This window comes from Burkholderia sp. S171 (genome assembly GCF_009766085.1).
Lineage (GTDB): Bacteria > Pseudomonadota > Gammaproteobacteria > Burkholderiales > Burkholderiaceae > Caballeronia.
Genome location: NZ_LMUF01000030.1, coordinates 404,665 through 419,252, shown reverse-complemented (window position 1 = coordinate 419,252; position 14,588 = coordinate 404,665). Strand labels below are relative to the sequence as shown.

The window sequence follows — 14,588 nt, the reverse complement described above, 5'->3', positions numbered from 1 at the left end:
TCATGAAGATGAAGATACGCGCAGGTCTTGTCGTTGAACTCGGCGTCAATCTCATCCTGCCGTGGCTTGCGTATCGGCTCGCGTTGCCGCATTGGGGCGAGCTTGGCGCGCTGTATGCATCGGCGGTGCCGCCTGTCGTGTGGAGTCTCGTGGAGTTTGCGAGAACCCGTCGCGTCGATGCCCTCAGCGTGCTGGTCCTGCTCGGGATCGTGTTGTCCATCGTGCTGATGGCGCTCGGCGGCAGTCCGCGGCTGCTGCTGATGCGTGAATCGATGGCCTCCGGTGCTATCGGCGTCGTGTTCCTGCTGTCCCTCGCCATGCGGCGTCCGCTCACCTTTTATCTCGCTAGAGCAACCGTCGCGCGGGAAGGCGAAGGCGGCGCGGCACGCTTCGAAGCGCTCTGGAACGAGCGGCCCGCGCTGCGTCGATCGATTCGCCTGATGACGGGCGTGTGGGGTCTCGGCCTGACGGGCGAAAATGCGCTTCGAAGCTGGCTGGCGTGGCACTGGCCGATCGAGCGTTTTTTGGTCGTGTCGCCGTTCATTGGTTACGCGATCTATGGCGCGCTCACGGCATGGACGTTGATGTATCGCAAGAAGATGCAAAAGCGCGCTACGGCCGGGTCTGGGGCGGCTGTTCCTCCGTAGTGCGATGGGTCGATTGATTCGCGAGCGCGTTAAGGTTCAGGGCATCGTCAGGCACGGCCAGCCTTCCCGGCTACGCGGAAATACATCCGCCGTGCAGGACACGACCGGTCCTTCCAAGCTTCCCAAAACAAAATGCGCCTCTGATCGTACCGACCAGAGGCGCGCATCGATTAAACCCAAAAAACGTCAGGCTGCCTGCTGCTGATACTGGATCCGATGAAGGTTCGCGTACAGCCCGTTCTGGCGCAGCAACTCGGCGTGGCTGCCGTGCTCCGCGATTTTCCCGGCGTCCATCACCAGAATCCGGTCCGCACGTTCAATGGTCGAAAGGCGGTGCGCAATCACCAGCGTCGTGCGACCCTTCATCAGCGTTTCGAGGGCTTCCTGCACGTGCCGTTCAGACTCGGAATCGAGCGCGGAAGTAGCTTCATCGAGGATAAGAATAGGCGCGTCCTTGTAGATTGCCCGAGCAATCGCCAGCCGCTGCCGCTGCCCGCCCGACAAACGCATGCCGTTGCCGCCCACGCGCGTGTCCACGCCTTCAGGCATGGCCGCGACGACATCGGCGAGATTCGCCGCCGCCAGCGCCGCCATCACCCGCTCGCGATCCGGCGTCTGGCCGTACGCGACGTTGGCGGCGATCGTGTCGTTGAAGAGCACCACGTCCTGGCTCACCATGGCCATTTGTCCACGCAAATCGTGCAGGCTGTACTCGGTGAGCGGCACGCCGTCGACCAGTACTGCACCGCTGGCGGGATCGAAGAAACGCGGTAGCAGGTTGACCAGCGTGGTCTTGCCGCTTCCCGATGCACCGGCCAGCGCCACCATTTCGCCGGGCGCGATCTTGAACGAGATGGCATCGAGCGTGGGTGTCCCGGTCGTTCCATAACTAAACGATACCTCGCGGAATTCCACCTCGCCGCTGGCGCGCTCGAGCGGCCGCCCGCCGCCTTCGGGCTCGACGGGTTCATCGATCAGACCGAAGATCAGTTCCGCCGCCGTCATGCCGCGCTGCAACGGCTGGTTGATATCGATCAGGTGCTTGAGCGGCGAGATCACCAGCAGCATGGACGTGACGAACGCCACGAACCCGCCGACGGTCGTCTGGTCGTTCGCCGACTGCACCACGGCGATGGTGATCACAATGGCCAGTGCAATCGATGCCAGGAACTGCGTAAGCGGCTGCGCGAGGCCGCCGGACACTGTCATGCGCATCTGGTAACCGCGCAGGCGATTGCTCATTTCGGTGAAACGGTCGTTTTCGTAGCGCTGGCCGTTATGCACCTTGACGACCTTATAACCGCCAACGGTCTCTTCCACGATGTACGACAGCTCATTCGTCAGCAACTGCGATTCACGATTAAGCCGCCGCAGCCGTCGATTGATCTTGCTTACCAGCCAGCCGATAGCCGGCAGGATCACCGCGATCACCAGCGTCAGCCGCCAGTTGAGGATGAACAGGTAGCCGAGCAGGAACACGACAGTCAGCGAGTCGCGCACGAGCGTGACGACCACGCTCTGGAGCACGTTGAGGATCTGGTTCACCTCGAACACGATGGCATTGATGATCGTGCTGGCCGTTTCCCGCTGGAAGAAACCGGCGCTGGTATGGATCATCCGGTCGAACATCTTCAGGCGCAGTTCGAGCAGGATCTTGTTGGTGACATAGGCAAGCAAGTATCCCGACGCGTATTGCGCCCCGCCCCGCACGACCGCGAGGCCCACCACCGCGCCCGGGACGATCCACTTGGCGCTGGCGCTGCCTTTCGCGCCAAAGCCGTGGTCGAGCAGCGGCTTGAGCAGCATGGGAATGCCGGCCTCGCTCGCCGCGACGAAACCCATGGCGATCAGGCCGAGCGCGACAATCCAGATCAGGGGGCGGATGTACGGCCAGAGCCGGCGCATCACGGCGGCCGGCGACGTGGTCTGCCCGCTGCCGATCGTTTTGCTCAAGGTGGGCTTCTGACTCAAAAGGTGTCCTTAGTCGTGTGTCCGAGTATTTGTGTATCCGTGGGTCGGACGGCAAGCGGAGCAGGACTGAACCTGCGCCCGAGCGGCTCTGAGCGCGCTGAATCCCGCCGGCACGGCAAACCGCCATTGTAATGCGCCGGACCCTCTTGTCTCATTAAGGGACTTGTCCGGGCGAGGGCGGCAACACGGTTGAAAGGTCCGCCCCTACTGCTGCGATAAAGCCCGTCGTGCCGGCGCCACCCGCCCCGCCAAGCGTTCGCCGCGACCGAGCAGGAAGCCTGAAAAACACCAGAAGGCAAGCGCGGTGGTCTGCCACATGAAGTCGTCGGTGAAATTCTTTGTAATCATGCCGATAACCAGCGCCATGCCCGCCGCACTCAGCCAGGGCACCACATGCCGCAGCCGCCAGAAACGCTGGATCAACGCAATCAGCAGCGCCGCTTCCAGCACCACGCCCACGATTCCCGTCTCCAGCCAGGTATTCAGAAACAGGTTGTGGGCATGCGTCAACGCCTGGGGTTCCGTCTCCAGCAGCGCGGGCGGTATTTCGCTTTGAAATACGCGCCCCGGCAGCGGCTTGCCGAAACCAATGCCCGTCCACGTATGCGCCTCGCCTTCCCGGCCGTAGAACGCCCACAGTTTGGGACGGGTATCGGAAGACATGACGTCGCCAATGCCCGCGAGCGCCTCAGGGACGTACACCTGGTCGCCGCCCACCTTCAATTCCCTTGCAGCAGGTTTTGGCATGGTGTGGCCGTAGCGAAGCCGCGCGCTCAGTTCGAGCGTGCCGACTGCCGCCACGCAGATCACCATCACGCACACGCCCGCAACCAACAAGTGCTTGCGGTACAACGGGTAACACGCAATCACGAGCGTCACGGCCGCGGCCGGCCAAAAGAAACGGTTGAGCGTTGCCAGCCCGATCACCAGCGCCAGCACCAGCCCGCTCAGGCCAATTGGCCACCAGCGGCGGTTCAGCATCAGACCGGTGAAGAGCGTCATCGAAAAGATGGCAAGCGTGCTTGAGTGGCCGACGCGGTTGTAATAGTGGAGAAGGAGGTCAGCGGGATTCGTGGGCGGCTGCAAACGGCCCCAGTAATACAGGCTGCCGGCGGCCAGCAACAGGCAGGCAACCCAATTGATCAATACCATCCGCTCGGGCTTGGTCGTGCGCGTGCCCATCAGCCAGAACGCAAAAAACGACACCAGCGGATACAACACTTCGTCGAGCCACGCGTGCATGCTGTCACGCGGATAAGGCGACCACGCGATCGACGCCAGCGCCCACGCACTCCAGACAACAATAGGCCACAGCAGCGGCCAGTGCAGCGGCGACGGCCGTTCCGAAGAACACGCCGCGGCGATCGTGCCGATGCCCACCAACACCAGCGCCATGTTCTCAAGCGCAGTCATGTGAGCGAACATCGCGACAAACAAAATCACTGGACACGCCACCCACAGAACGCGTTCCACCTGCCTGCACGTCTTCGTCATTGCACTCCCGGAAGGACCGACTGCAAGCTGTTGCAGACGACCTCAAGCGAAATAAATCCCATGCAGTCCGCATGGTCACCGCGCCACGCGACGCAGGTAGTCGTGTTGCGGTCACAGCGGCGAGCCCAAGCCACGTGCCGTCTGAAAATATTCGGCTCATCGCGGCACGGCATGTCCGCGATAGTAACCGGCATGAACGGCGCATCGCGCCAGTAATTTCCGGCGCCATGTATCAATGCGTTACCAGGGCCGAACAATGCAACCGTCGGCACGCCGGTCAGACGCCCGAGGTGCGCGACGCCCGTGTCTGGACAGACGATTGCACGCGCGCCAGCGAACAGATGCCACACCTGCCCCAGATCAATCCGGCCCGCGAAATTCGGATAGCGGGCATCGGGATCGATGGCATCGATCAGCGCCGTCTCGCTCGGGCCGCCGCTCCACACAGGCGTGAAACCCCGTGCTTCGACAAACGCCGCCAGTGCTTTCCAGCGGTCATCGGGCCAGCGTTTGACCGCCGTGCTCGCCCCCGGATGTAACACCACGTAAGGACTTCGCAACACGCGCGCGTCAGGGTCTGAAAACGCGGCGGACGCAGGCGCCGGCCAGTCGCTCACCCGATACGGCCGTGGCGGCGGACCGGCCACCAGGTCAGTTGCGAGATCCGCCCATGCCGCGGGCGCGTCGGGATACGGCACGACTTCGTTCATCGGCATGTTTTTCCAGGCCGGCGTGTCCGAAGCGTGTCCGATGATCCAGCGGCACCCCGCCGCCAACGCAAGCCACGCGTGTCGATTGTCCCCGGCCACGATGCCGAGATCGTACGGCCCCGAACGCAGCACCGCATTGACCGAGCGGAAATCGCGCGGATCGAACGGAATGACGTCGATGCCAAATGGCCTGCCCGCATAGAGCGGCACGATCGGCTTGGGACAGGTCAAAACGATCTGCGCATCGGGATATTGTGCGCGTAGTTTCGCGACGAGCGGCGTCAGCAGAAGCGTGTCGCCGAGCAGCAAATGGTGCGCAATCAGAATGCGCTTCAAGGCCTGAGGCTTGCGGCGCAACGGCTTCAACGCCAGCCGGGGCAACGCGCGGGCGAAGATGCGCACGCGTCCGGAAAGTCGGCTCATCGGGTGGCGTTCCTACGTGAAATCGAGATTATGCCGGTTGGTCGTGGGGAGCCCGGATTTTACGGGTTTTTATAATCGCCATACTACAAGACCCGCCGCGCTGATGGCGTCAAGCGGCAAGCTGGACTTGACATCGGCGAACACGGCGCCTGGGGTCGCCAGCGCCAGCAACGCATCCTGCTTCAACAGGAATTCGCGATGCGGCACCGCCAGCACGATCAGATCGGCGGGCTCCAGCGCGTCGAAACTCGTCAGCGTCACGCCGTATTCATCGAAGGCTTCCACCGCATCCGCAAGCGGATCGTGAAGCTGAACATCGAGCCCGTAGTCTTGCAGGTGATGCACGATATCGATCACTTTCGAATTGCGCAAATCCGGACAATTTTCCTTGAACGTCAGCCCGAGCACGGTCGCCTTTGCACGCAGCGGCGCGCGGCCCGTCCCGATCAGCGTCTTCACGGCGCGATCGGCCACGAAACGGCCCATGCCGTCGTTCACGCGCCGCCCGGCCAGGATCACCTGCGGCGTATAACCGGAGACCTGCGCCTTGTGCGTCAGATAATACGGATCCACGCCCAATGCAATGTCCGCCCACCAGTCCCGGCGTGAAATTCAGGAAGTTCCACTTGGTGCCGGCGGCGTCCAGGACTTCGCGGGTGTCGATGTCGAGGTAATCGAAGATGATGGCCGCCTCGTTCATCAGCGCAATATTCAGGTCGCGCTGCGTATTCTCGATGACCTTCGCGGCCTCAGCCACCTTGATCGAACCGGCACGGTACACACCGGCTGTCACCACCGAGCTATAGACCTTTGCCACCAGATCAAGCGTCGCGGGATCCGAGCCGGACACGATCTTCACGATATTGCGAAACGTGTGCTGCTTGTCGCCGGGATTAATGCGCTCCGGACTGTAGCCCACCGTGAAATCCACGCCCAGCTTGAGGCCCGATTCACGCTCGAGGATCGGGATGCAGATTTCCTCGGTGACGCCGGGATAGACGGTCGATTCGTACACCACCACGTCGCCGCGTTTGAGCGCCCGGCCGACCGTTTCGGACGCCTGTTTCACCGGCATCAGATCCGGTTGCGCGCCGGAGCTGATTGGCGTGGGCACCGCGACAATATGAAAATTGGCCTGACGGAGCATCTCGATGCTATCGGTTAGTTCCAGATGAGCCGCGCTCAGTTCATCGCGGCTGGTTTCGCCATTGCGATCGAGGCCCGCACGCAGATCGGCTAGCCGGGCCGGGCTTGTATCGAAACCGATCGTGCGGCGTTGCAGGCCGAATGCAATGGCGACGGGCAAACCTACATAGCCCAGGCCAATGACGGAGACGTGGCGATCATGCATGGCGATAAGTGCTCGGAAAAGTGCTCAGAATGGTCATGACGGGCGCGCCCGAAGGCAGCGCCCGGAGGGTCAGCAGCGGGCGGGAAATCCGCCCGAAGGCCGTCATTTGATTTTCAGGTAAAGGCCGCTGAGAAGCGGTCGGCTATGCACCCACAGACGGCTTTTCAGCCATGTGCCCGGCTTGTCGCGCACATCCAGCCGCAAGATGCGCGCGGGATTGCCGTGACGCCGGTTGGTGCCGGGTTCGACGGTGTACAGATGACGAAAACCCGCCGCGTGCGCTTCTTCCACGTAGTCGGTATCGAAATAGCCTTGCGGCCAGCAGAGATGATCCGATACGCTCCCAAGGTGCTCGGTGAGCGCCGCCCGTGCCTGCAGCAAGTCGTTGCGCAGGTTCGCGCGTTTGGTGGCTGGATTGGCGGCCGAATTAACACTTACACGGTCCCAGCGCGTATGCGTGTGCGTGTGGCTGTGAAACTCGAAGGTCCCGGCTTGACGCATTGCATCGATTTCCGACCAGCGCAGGATGGCCCGGTCGGACTCGCCTGCCTCGATCGCCGCCTTCGCTTCCGAGTGGCCCAGCAGGTTAAGGGAAGACGCTGAGTCGACCGCATTCGGGCGCACGGGGCCGCTGTTCACCCAGCCCGTTACAAGGAATCCGAGCGCGGTAAAACCGTGTTCGGCAAGCACCGGATGCGCGTGAATCCAGTTATCGAGATAACCGTCGTCGAAGGTGAGCACGACCGACCTCGCCGGCACAGGCTGGCCCGCCAGATACTCGCTGAACGCCCGCGCGCCGAGCGTGGTGTAACCCTCACGCGCAAGCATGGCCATTTGATCCGCGAAATGCACAGGCGACACCGTCACTGCGCCGGGCGCCGGGCTCACGTGGTGATACATCAGCACGGGCACTGCACGTGCCGTTTTCAGCGTCGTTTCCAGTGCCGTACTCAGCGTCGTACTCAGCGTCGTGCTCACGCAGCGCCTCGCTCGCTCAAGCTGCTTCGGTAGAACGCGGCCATCTCGCTAGCCATGGTATCGACGGAAAAGCGCGTCTGCGTGGTCCGCAATCCGGCTTCGCCCATGCGGCGGCGTTCGTCGGGGGCGTCGACGAGACGCAGCAGCGCCGCGGCCAGCGCACGGTCGTCGTGCGCGGGCACGAGCAGGCCGTTCACGCCGTCATCGATCACTTCTGGCACGCCGTCCACCGCCGTCCCGATCACCGGAAGGCCGGCTGCCATGGCCTCGATAAACGACGTACCCAGCGCCTCCTGATACGTCGGCAGCACGAACAGGTCGAAGCCCGCCAACACGTTCGGAATATCGCGGCGCAGGCCGAGTAGATGGATGTGGCGGCCAAGACCTTGCGCCTGCACGTTCGCGCGGATTTCGTCGAAGAGCGGACCGTCGCCGGCGAACACAAAATGGAGGTTCGGCCGCTGTTCGATCAACGGTTTCGCGACGCGGATCAGGTCGGGATGCCCCTTCTTGTCGCGCAAGATCGCCACCGTGCCCGCGATCACGGCGTCCTCGCCAAGACCTAGTTCCGCCCGCAACGTGGAGCGCTCGCGACTCACAGGCGGCGACTTGACGATGCCCGTATAGATCGTGACGATATCCTTCTGCGGCACGCCCGCGGACACCAGGTAACGCATCACCGACTGACTCACCGCCACCACCTTGTGCGGCAACCACGTGTAGGTCGCCCGCGACGTAATGGCGAGCGCCAGATGCCGGGTCCGCACGATCAGCGGCGTGCCCGAGAGCCGTGCGGCAGCGCCGCCGAGCAGGCTGTCGCGGCCACTGTGCGTGTTTAGCACATCGAAGCGACCTTGCTTGAGAATGTGCCGCATGCGCGCAACCGCGCTGACGTCGACACCTGAACGCATGGCCGTGGTGTGGACCGTAAAACCTTCCGCCCCAAGACGCTCGCCAAGCCGCGCGCCCGGCACGCACACCAGTTCGAGCGTATGACCGCGTTCGCGCAGCGCGAGCATCTCCTTGAACGTCCGATGTTCCTGACCGCCCCACCCGTTGGACGATTCGCTGTGCAGAATTCTCAGCGGTTTCATTACTATGGCGAACTCCGAGTGAATCTTGATAGTCTCAAGGTGAATGGCGCCGAACGCGGGATTCGGAGTTGCAGACCCTGCGTTTCGTGTGCTTTTCGTCTACTTCCGGCGCCCTGTTCGTGCGCTGAATCTCGCGCGCCAAGCTGCTCACGTTTGCGTGCCCGCGTTGCGTTTTTTCCGGCAGCGCATTCGGGCTCACGGCGGTCCGCGGTTTTTCAGGCTTATGCCCCTTCCGACCGGGGCATGGTGCTATTGGTCTGGTATAACGGTGGCCGGGCGGCCAAGATTGATGCGGAACGCGTATGGCGTAAATTCACCCGGCCTCACTGAGCTTGGCACGCCCTGTTAGGGACGTGACAACGCAACGAGACCGCGACTATAAACGCAGCATTCACCGCTGAAACTTTTCGCATCAAATTTTAGCAATTCGCATACTCCACGCTTACGCCCCATGACTCGTCCAACGCTCGGTATTGCCCTCATTACCTTCAATGCAGCCGCACGCCTCGCGCAGTGTCTCGAGGCGGTTTCCTTCGCCGATGAAATCGTCGTGATCGACGGCGGCAGCACCGACGCAACCGCCGGCATAGCGGAGGCGCATCGCGCGCGCGTGATCGAGGCGCGCGACTGGCCGGGGTTCGGGCCGCAGAAAAATCGCGCGCTCGATTCGCTCACGACCGACTGGGTATTGTCTATTGACGCCGACGAAGTGGTGTCGCCGGAATTGGGCGCCGCGATCCGTGCAGCGCTTTCAAAGCCGCAAGCCGATGTCTACGCGGTCGACCGGCTGTCGAATTTTTGCGGGCAATGGGTGCGGCACAGCGGCTGGTATCCGGACTGGATTCCGCGTTTGTTCAAACGCGGCACAGCCCGTTTCTCCGATGACCTCGTGCACGAGCGGCTAGTGCTGACGAATCCGGATGCAACCAGGGTCGCGCGTCTGCAGGGCACGCTGATGCACTATTCCTACGAGGACTTCGAGACCGTCTTGCGCAAGCTGGATAACTACTCCACGGCCGGGGCGCGTCAACGCCACGCGGCGGGCAAACGCGGCAGTTTGGGCACTGCAGTGCTGCGCGGAGCGTGGGCCTTTGTTCGCACCTACGTTCTGCGACGCGGTTTTCTCGACGGCCGCGCGGGTTTCATGATTGCCGTGTTCAATGCGCAGACCGTGTATTACCGGTTTCTCAAGCTCGCTGAATTGAACCGGATGCGCTGACCGGCACGTCGGCAACTACGCCCTCGGCGAGCGTCAGCAACGACGCAATGTGCGCGGCAATGCTTGTGTCATAAAGAATGGATGCCGCCGTCACGTTGATATTTTTTGCATCGAGGGCGCGTTGGACGGCGTGCCGCAGGCCATCTGCATCGCCTGGCCGGAAGGTAAACTTCGCGTTCCCTGCAATCGCGCTGCAACAGCCTACGCTAGTCGGGAAAATCACCGGCGTCCCGCACATCACGGATTCGATACCCACCAACCCGAACGGCTCGTACTTCGAGGCCAACACGGTGAAATCCGCAGCTCGATAAGCGTCCTCGATATTCTTCGCATAACCAATGTATCGCACCTGCGTTGAGGTCTGCGCGGGCGGCCGACCGGCAACCGCGACAACCACCGGCAGGCCGCTGTCACGCAGCGCCGCCTCAATCAGCGGCAAGCCCTTGCGCTCGTGGCTGCTCGACGGAAACAGCAGGACGATTTCGTGATCGGCGAAACCAAACTGCTTGCGCAGCTCGCTGCGTTTCGCTCCGAGCACAGGAGAAAACCGCGTGCCGTCCACCGGCGGATAAAGCACGCGGATTTTTGCGTCGGCCACACCGTAGAGCGAGCGCAGTTCGTCTCGCATCATTTCCGAGTGCGCGACGATCACGCTGGCTTGCTCGTATTGCAAACGCTCCAGCGTTATCTGGCGGCTGTCCGAGGGGCGCTCGCGCCGGCCGGTCGCGGCGAGAAAGCCGATATGCGTACCGCCGCAAATCGCTATCTCGGAGGACTCCACACGATTGCAGCCAATCAGCAGATCCACCTGCGCTTTCTTGCGCGCCCGTTTGAGCGCCCAGTTGTAGTACGTGTCGCGCAGCCTGGAAGGCAGGAACGACACGTTGATCCGGCGCGCATCGACCATCTGGCTTTCCGGCTGCGATGTATCAATCTTCCGCGCGAAAAATACCGGCTTGCGCTCGCCGGTGAATCCGGCCGCGTTGAGCCCTCGAATCAGGTCTAGCGCGTAACGTTCAAGTCCGCCGCTGAGTTTTAGCGCGTTGGCGGAGACGGCGATTTTCATCCCGGCGCGCATCAATACACAATTTCGATGGAGCTTCCCGCGAATTCGCCGCGCAATGCCGTAATGAGATCGTCGGTCGGCTTCACGCGCCACGCGTCGCCGAGCCGCACTTCACCCTCCGCATGCTCGCTGCGATACACAATGCTCACGTTCAGGCCATTCGGGATCTGCACCGGTGGCCGCTGGCCACGGCCGCCGTCACGGTCCCCGCCTCCTCGCGAGCCTCCGCGCGACGGAGCCTGCACCGCTGCCGGCGCGGCTGCTTGTTCAGGCGGCGCGCTATGCGCTTCGAGCACCTTCTTAAGCCGCAGCGCGTCGGCGTTGCCGTTCATTTCCACCTTCACCGCCTGCGCATAGCGGCTGCGTGAGCGTTCGAGATCCATTGCCGCTTCCACCGTGAAGCGAATGCCGCCGGTGAATGCGTCATTGCGCGCCTGACCCTGCACGACCAGCAACTCGTCTTCCTTGTAGAGCGCCTTGTTCGCTTCGAACTGCTCGTTGTATACGGTCACTTCGCACTGGCCGGTGCCGTCGTCCAGATTCACGATCAGCATCTTGCCGCGCTGGGTCATCTGCGTTCGCATGGTCGTGATCACACCTGCAACAAGCTTGTCGCGCCCTTCCTTCAATTCACCGATCTTCTGGCGCACGAAGCGCCGCACTTCGGTCTTGTAGGCGTCGAAAAGATGGCCTGACAGGTAGAAGCCCAGCGCGCTCTTCTCCTCCTGCAAACGCTTTTTGTCCGACCACATGGGTTCGTCGAGAAGCTCATGGCCTTGCTGGGGTTCGTCGCCCATGTCGAAGAGACCGGACTGCATTGCATTGGCCGCGGCTTGATCGGCCGCTTCCATTGCAAGCGACACCGATGCGATCAATTGCGCGCGGTTTTCGTGCAGCGAATCGAATGCGCCGGCACGGATCAGCGCTTCCACCGTGCGCCGGTTCACCATGCGCCGATCCACCCGCATGCAGAAGTCGAAGAGATCGGTGAATGGCGCTTCTTCCCGCGCGCGCAAGATTTCTTCGATAGCGCTCTGCCCGCTGCCCTTCACCGCGCCGAGGCCGTATCGAATGGTCTTCGAACGCGTGCCGTTAGCTTCGGCCACCGGCTCGAAACGGTACGCTGACTGGTTGATGTCCGGCGGCAACACGGCCATCTTGTTGACGATGCAATCCTCGAACAGGATCTTGACCTTGTCCGTGTCGTCCATGGCGAGCGACATATTCGCCGCCATGAATTCGGCCGGATGATGCGCCTTGAGCCATGCCGTGAAATACGCGAGCAACGCGTACGCCGCCGCGTGCGACTTGTTGAAACCGTAGCCGGCGAACTTCTCCATCAAGTCGAAGATTTCGTCGGCTTTGGTGGCCGTCAGTCCATTCTTGGCCGCGCCCTGCCGGAACAGTTCGCGATGCTCGGCCATTTCCTCGGCCTTCTTCTTACCCATCGCGCGACGCAGCAAGTCGGCGCCACCGAGCGAATATCCGCCGATGATCTGCGCCATCTGCATCACCTGCTCCTGATAGACCATGATGCCGTAGGTCTCTTTCAGGACGGACTCAACACGCGGGTCCGGATACTCCACGATTTCGCGGCCGTGCTTACGCGCGCAGAAGCTCGGGATCAGGTCCATCGGGCCCGGGCGATATAACGCCACGAGCGCGATGATGTCCTCGAAACGGTCAGGCTGCGCGTCCTTCAGCATGCCTTGCATGCCGCGGCTTTCCAGCTGGAACACTGCCACCGTATTGGCTTTCTTGAGGATCTGGAACGAAGCGGGATCATCGAGTGGAACCTGCGACAAGTTCCAGTTTTCCTTCGATGGATCCAGTCGACGGATATACCGTTCAGCCCAATCGAGAATGGTGAGCGTGGTCAAACCCAAGAAGTCGAACTTCACCAGCCCGACCGCTTCCACGTCGTCCTTGTCGTACTGACTGACCACGCCACCGTCTTCGCCCTGCGTGTACAGCGGGCAGAAGTCCGTGAGCTTGCCCGGCGCGATCAGCACGCCGCCCGCGTGCATGCCGACGTTGCGCGTCAGCCCTTCCACGCGCTGCGCGAGTTCGATCAGCTGATGCACTTCGTCTTCGTTGTCGAAGCGCTCTTGCAGCGTGGGCTCCTCCTTCAACGCATCCGCGATGGTCACATGCTTGCCCGGCTTGAACGGGATCAGCTTGGCAATGCCATCGGTGAACATGTAGCCCAGATCAAGCACCCGGCCAATATCGCGCACGGCAGCTTTCGCCGCCATCGTGCCGAAGGTTGCGATCTGCGACACGGCGTCCGCGCCGTATTTCTGCTTCACGTACTGAATGACGCGGTCACGCCCTTCCTGACAGAAGTCGATGTCGAAGTCAGGCATCGACACACGGTCCGGGTTCAGGAAACGTTCGAACAGCAGGTTGTATTTGAGCGGGTCGAGGTCAGTAATGAACAGCGCGTATGCGACCAGCGAACCGGCGCCCGATCCACGGCCCGGCCCGACCGGCACGCCGTTGTTCTTCGCCCACATGATGAAGTCGGCGACGATCAGGAAGTAGCCCGGAAAGCCCATGCCAATAATAGTCTTGCACTCGAATTCCAGGCGCGCGTAATACGTCTCGCGCTGCGCTTCGCGCGCGGCTTCGTCGGGATAAAGCTGGATCAGCCGTTTCTCGAGACCTTCCTTCGACAAATGCACGAGGTAGTCGTCAAGCGACATGCCGTCGGGTGTCGGGAACAACGGCAGTTTCGGCTTGCCGAGTTCCAGCTTCAGGTTGCATCGCTTAGCAATTTCGACCGTGTTGGCGAACGCCGACGGAATGTCCGCGAACGACGCGCACATTTCTTCTTGCGTGCGGAAATATTGCTCGGTCGTGAAGCGCTTCTGACGACGCGGATTCGCGAGGATATCGCCCTCGGAAATACATACGCGGGCTTCGTGTGCCGTGAAGTCATCCGGCGTCATGAACTGCATCGGGTGCGTAGCGACTACCGGCAGCTTGAGCTTCGCGGCGAGCGCGACGGCCTGCTGAATGTAGGCTTCTCCGCCCGGCAGTGCCGCACGCTGCAATTCGATGTAGAACCCGCCTGGAAAGAGCTTGGCCCAGCGCTCCGCATGACGTTCCGCGGCTTGATCATTGCCGGCGGCGAATGCCATGCCAATGTCGCCATACTGCGCGCCCGATAACGCCAGCAAACCCTCAGACAATCCGCCTTCCAGCCACTCGTATTCGACTTCCGCGCGGCCGCGGTATTGGTTCGTCAACCAGGCTTTCGACAGCAACTCGCACAGGTTGAGATAACCGCGCTGGTTCTTCACCAATAACAACAAACGCGCGGGTTTATCGCGATCTGCAGGATTGGTGATCCAGACGTCGCAGCCGGCAATGGGTTTGACACCCTTGCTGCGCGCTTCCTTGTAGAAACGGACGAGGCCGAAAGCGTTGCCGAGATCGGTCAGCGCGAGCGCGCCCTGACCGTCCTTGGCAGCGGCTTTAACGACGTCGTCAAGGCGCACGATGCCGTCGGCAATCGAGAATTCGGAGTGAACACGAAGATGGACAAAGCGGGGATCTGACATGAACGATATTGTACATGCGCCTATTCGCGAAATTCGCCCCGAAGGCTGCGTTAGCCATTCGGCCAAGGC

General features: G+C 61.9%; 9 protein-coding genes and 1 pseudogene. 2 read left to right on the top strand and 8 right to left on the bottom strand.

From position 1 onward, the window contains the following. The first annotated feature begins 8 nt into the window (after positions 1-8). Positions 9-647, top strand: coding sequence for a VC0807 family protein (locus GSQ93_RS15800; RefSeq protein ID WP_158936853.1), 639 nt, complete (start codon positions 9-11; stop codon positions 645-647). Positions 648-833: 186 nt separating this feature from the next. Here the strand turns inward: GSQ93_RS15800 and msbA are convergent, their stop codons facing one another. From msbA to GSQ93_RS15770, 6 genes and pseudogenes are all read right to left on the bottom strand, one after another. Next, positions 834-2,552: a lipid A export permease/ATP-binding protein MsbA gene (gene msbA / locus GSQ93_RS15795; RefSeq protein WP_174254635.1), complete on the bottom strand. Its 1,719-nt coding sequence runs from the start codon at positions 2,550-2,552 to the stop codon at positions 834-836. Between the two features lie 270 nt (positions 2,553-2,822). After that, a complete protein-coding gene (locus GSQ93_RS15790) occupies positions 2,823-4,112 on the bottom strand; it encodes an O-antigen ligase (RefSeq protein WP_158936590.1) in 1,290 nt (429 codons plus the stop codon). Further along, positions 4,109-5,245, bottom strand: coding sequence for a glycosyltransferase family 9 protein (locus GSQ93_RS15785; protein ID WP_158936589.1), 1,137 nt, complete (start codon positions 5,243-5,245; stop codon positions 4,109-4,111). Before GSQ93_RS15785 ends, GSQ93_RS15790 begins: the two co-directional genes overlap by 4 nt. 69 nt (positions 5,246-5,314) lie before the next feature. Continuing rightward, a pseudogene (locus GSQ93_RS15780) lies at positions 5,315-6,596 on the bottom strand (nucleotide sugar dehydrogenase). Positions 6,597-6,698: 102 nt separating this feature from the next. Next, positions 6,699-7,574 carry a polysaccharide deacetylase family protein gene (locus GSQ93_RS15775; protein WP_254073888.1) on the bottom strand — a complete coding sequence of 292 codons (876 nt, stop codon included), beginning with the start codon at positions 7,572-7,574 and terminating at the stop codon, positions 6,699-6,701. Then, a complete protein-coding gene (locus tag GSQ93_RS15770) occupies positions 7,571-8,668 on the bottom strand; it encodes a glycosyltransferase family 4 protein (protein WP_158936588.1) in 1,098 nt (365 codons plus the stop codon). The genes GSQ93_RS15775 and GSQ93_RS15770 overlap by 4 nt, the downstream gene beginning before the upstream one ends. A gap of 451 nt (positions 8,669-9,119) precedes the next feature. On the opposite strand from GSQ93_RS15770, the gene GSQ93_RS15765 reads away from it, so the two are divergent. After that, a complete protein-coding gene (locus GSQ93_RS15765; protein ID WP_158936587.1) occupies positions 9,120-9,887 on the top strand; it encodes a glycosyltransferase family 2 protein in 768 nt (255 codons plus the stop codon). On the opposite strand, the gene GSQ93_RS15760 is transcribed toward GSQ93_RS15765, so the two are convergent. Further along, a complete protein-coding gene (locus GSQ93_RS15760; protein ID WP_158936586.1) occupies positions 9,856-10,953 on the bottom strand; it encodes a glycosyltransferase family 4 protein in 1,098 nt (365 codons plus the stop codon). The genes GSQ93_RS15765 and GSQ93_RS15760 overlap by 32 nt on opposite strands. 11 nt (positions 10,954-10,964) lie before the next feature. Beyond that, a complete protein-coding gene (gene dnaE, locus GSQ93_RS15755) occupies positions 10,965-14,528 on the bottom strand; it encodes a DNA polymerase III subunit alpha (protein WP_174254634.1) in 3,564 nt (1,187 codons plus the stop codon). Between the last annotated feature and the right edge of the window lie 60 nt (positions 14,529-14,588).

Coding starts and splice junctions, on each gene's coding strand:
- GSQ93_RS15800 (WP_158936853.1), top strand. CDS start 9: ATGAAGATACGCGCAGGTCTTGTCGTTGAACTCGGCGTCAATCTCATC.
- msbA (WP_174254635.1), bottom strand. CDS start 2,552: ATGCGCCGGCTCTGGCCGTACATCCGCCCCCTGATCTGGATTGTCGCG.
- GSQ93_RS15790 (WP_158936590.1), bottom strand. CDS start 4,112: ATGACGAAGACGTGCAGGCAGGTGGAACGCGTTCTGTGGGTGGCGTGT.
- GSQ93_RS15785 (WP_158936589.1), bottom strand. CDS start 5,245: ATGAGCCGACTTTCCGGACGCGTGCGCATCTTCGCCCGCGCGTTGCCC.
- GSQ93_RS15770 (WP_158936588.1), bottom strand. CDS start 8,668: ATGAAACCGCTGAGAATTCTGCACAGCGAATCGTCCAACGGGTGGGGC.
- GSQ93_RS15765 (WP_158936587.1), top strand. CDS start 9,120: ATGACTCGTCCAACGCTCGGTATTGCCCTCATTACCTTCAATGCAGCC.
- GSQ93_RS15760 (WP_158936586.1), bottom strand. CDS start 10,953: ATGAAAATCGCCGTCTCCGCCAACGCGCTAAAACTCAGCGGCGGACTT.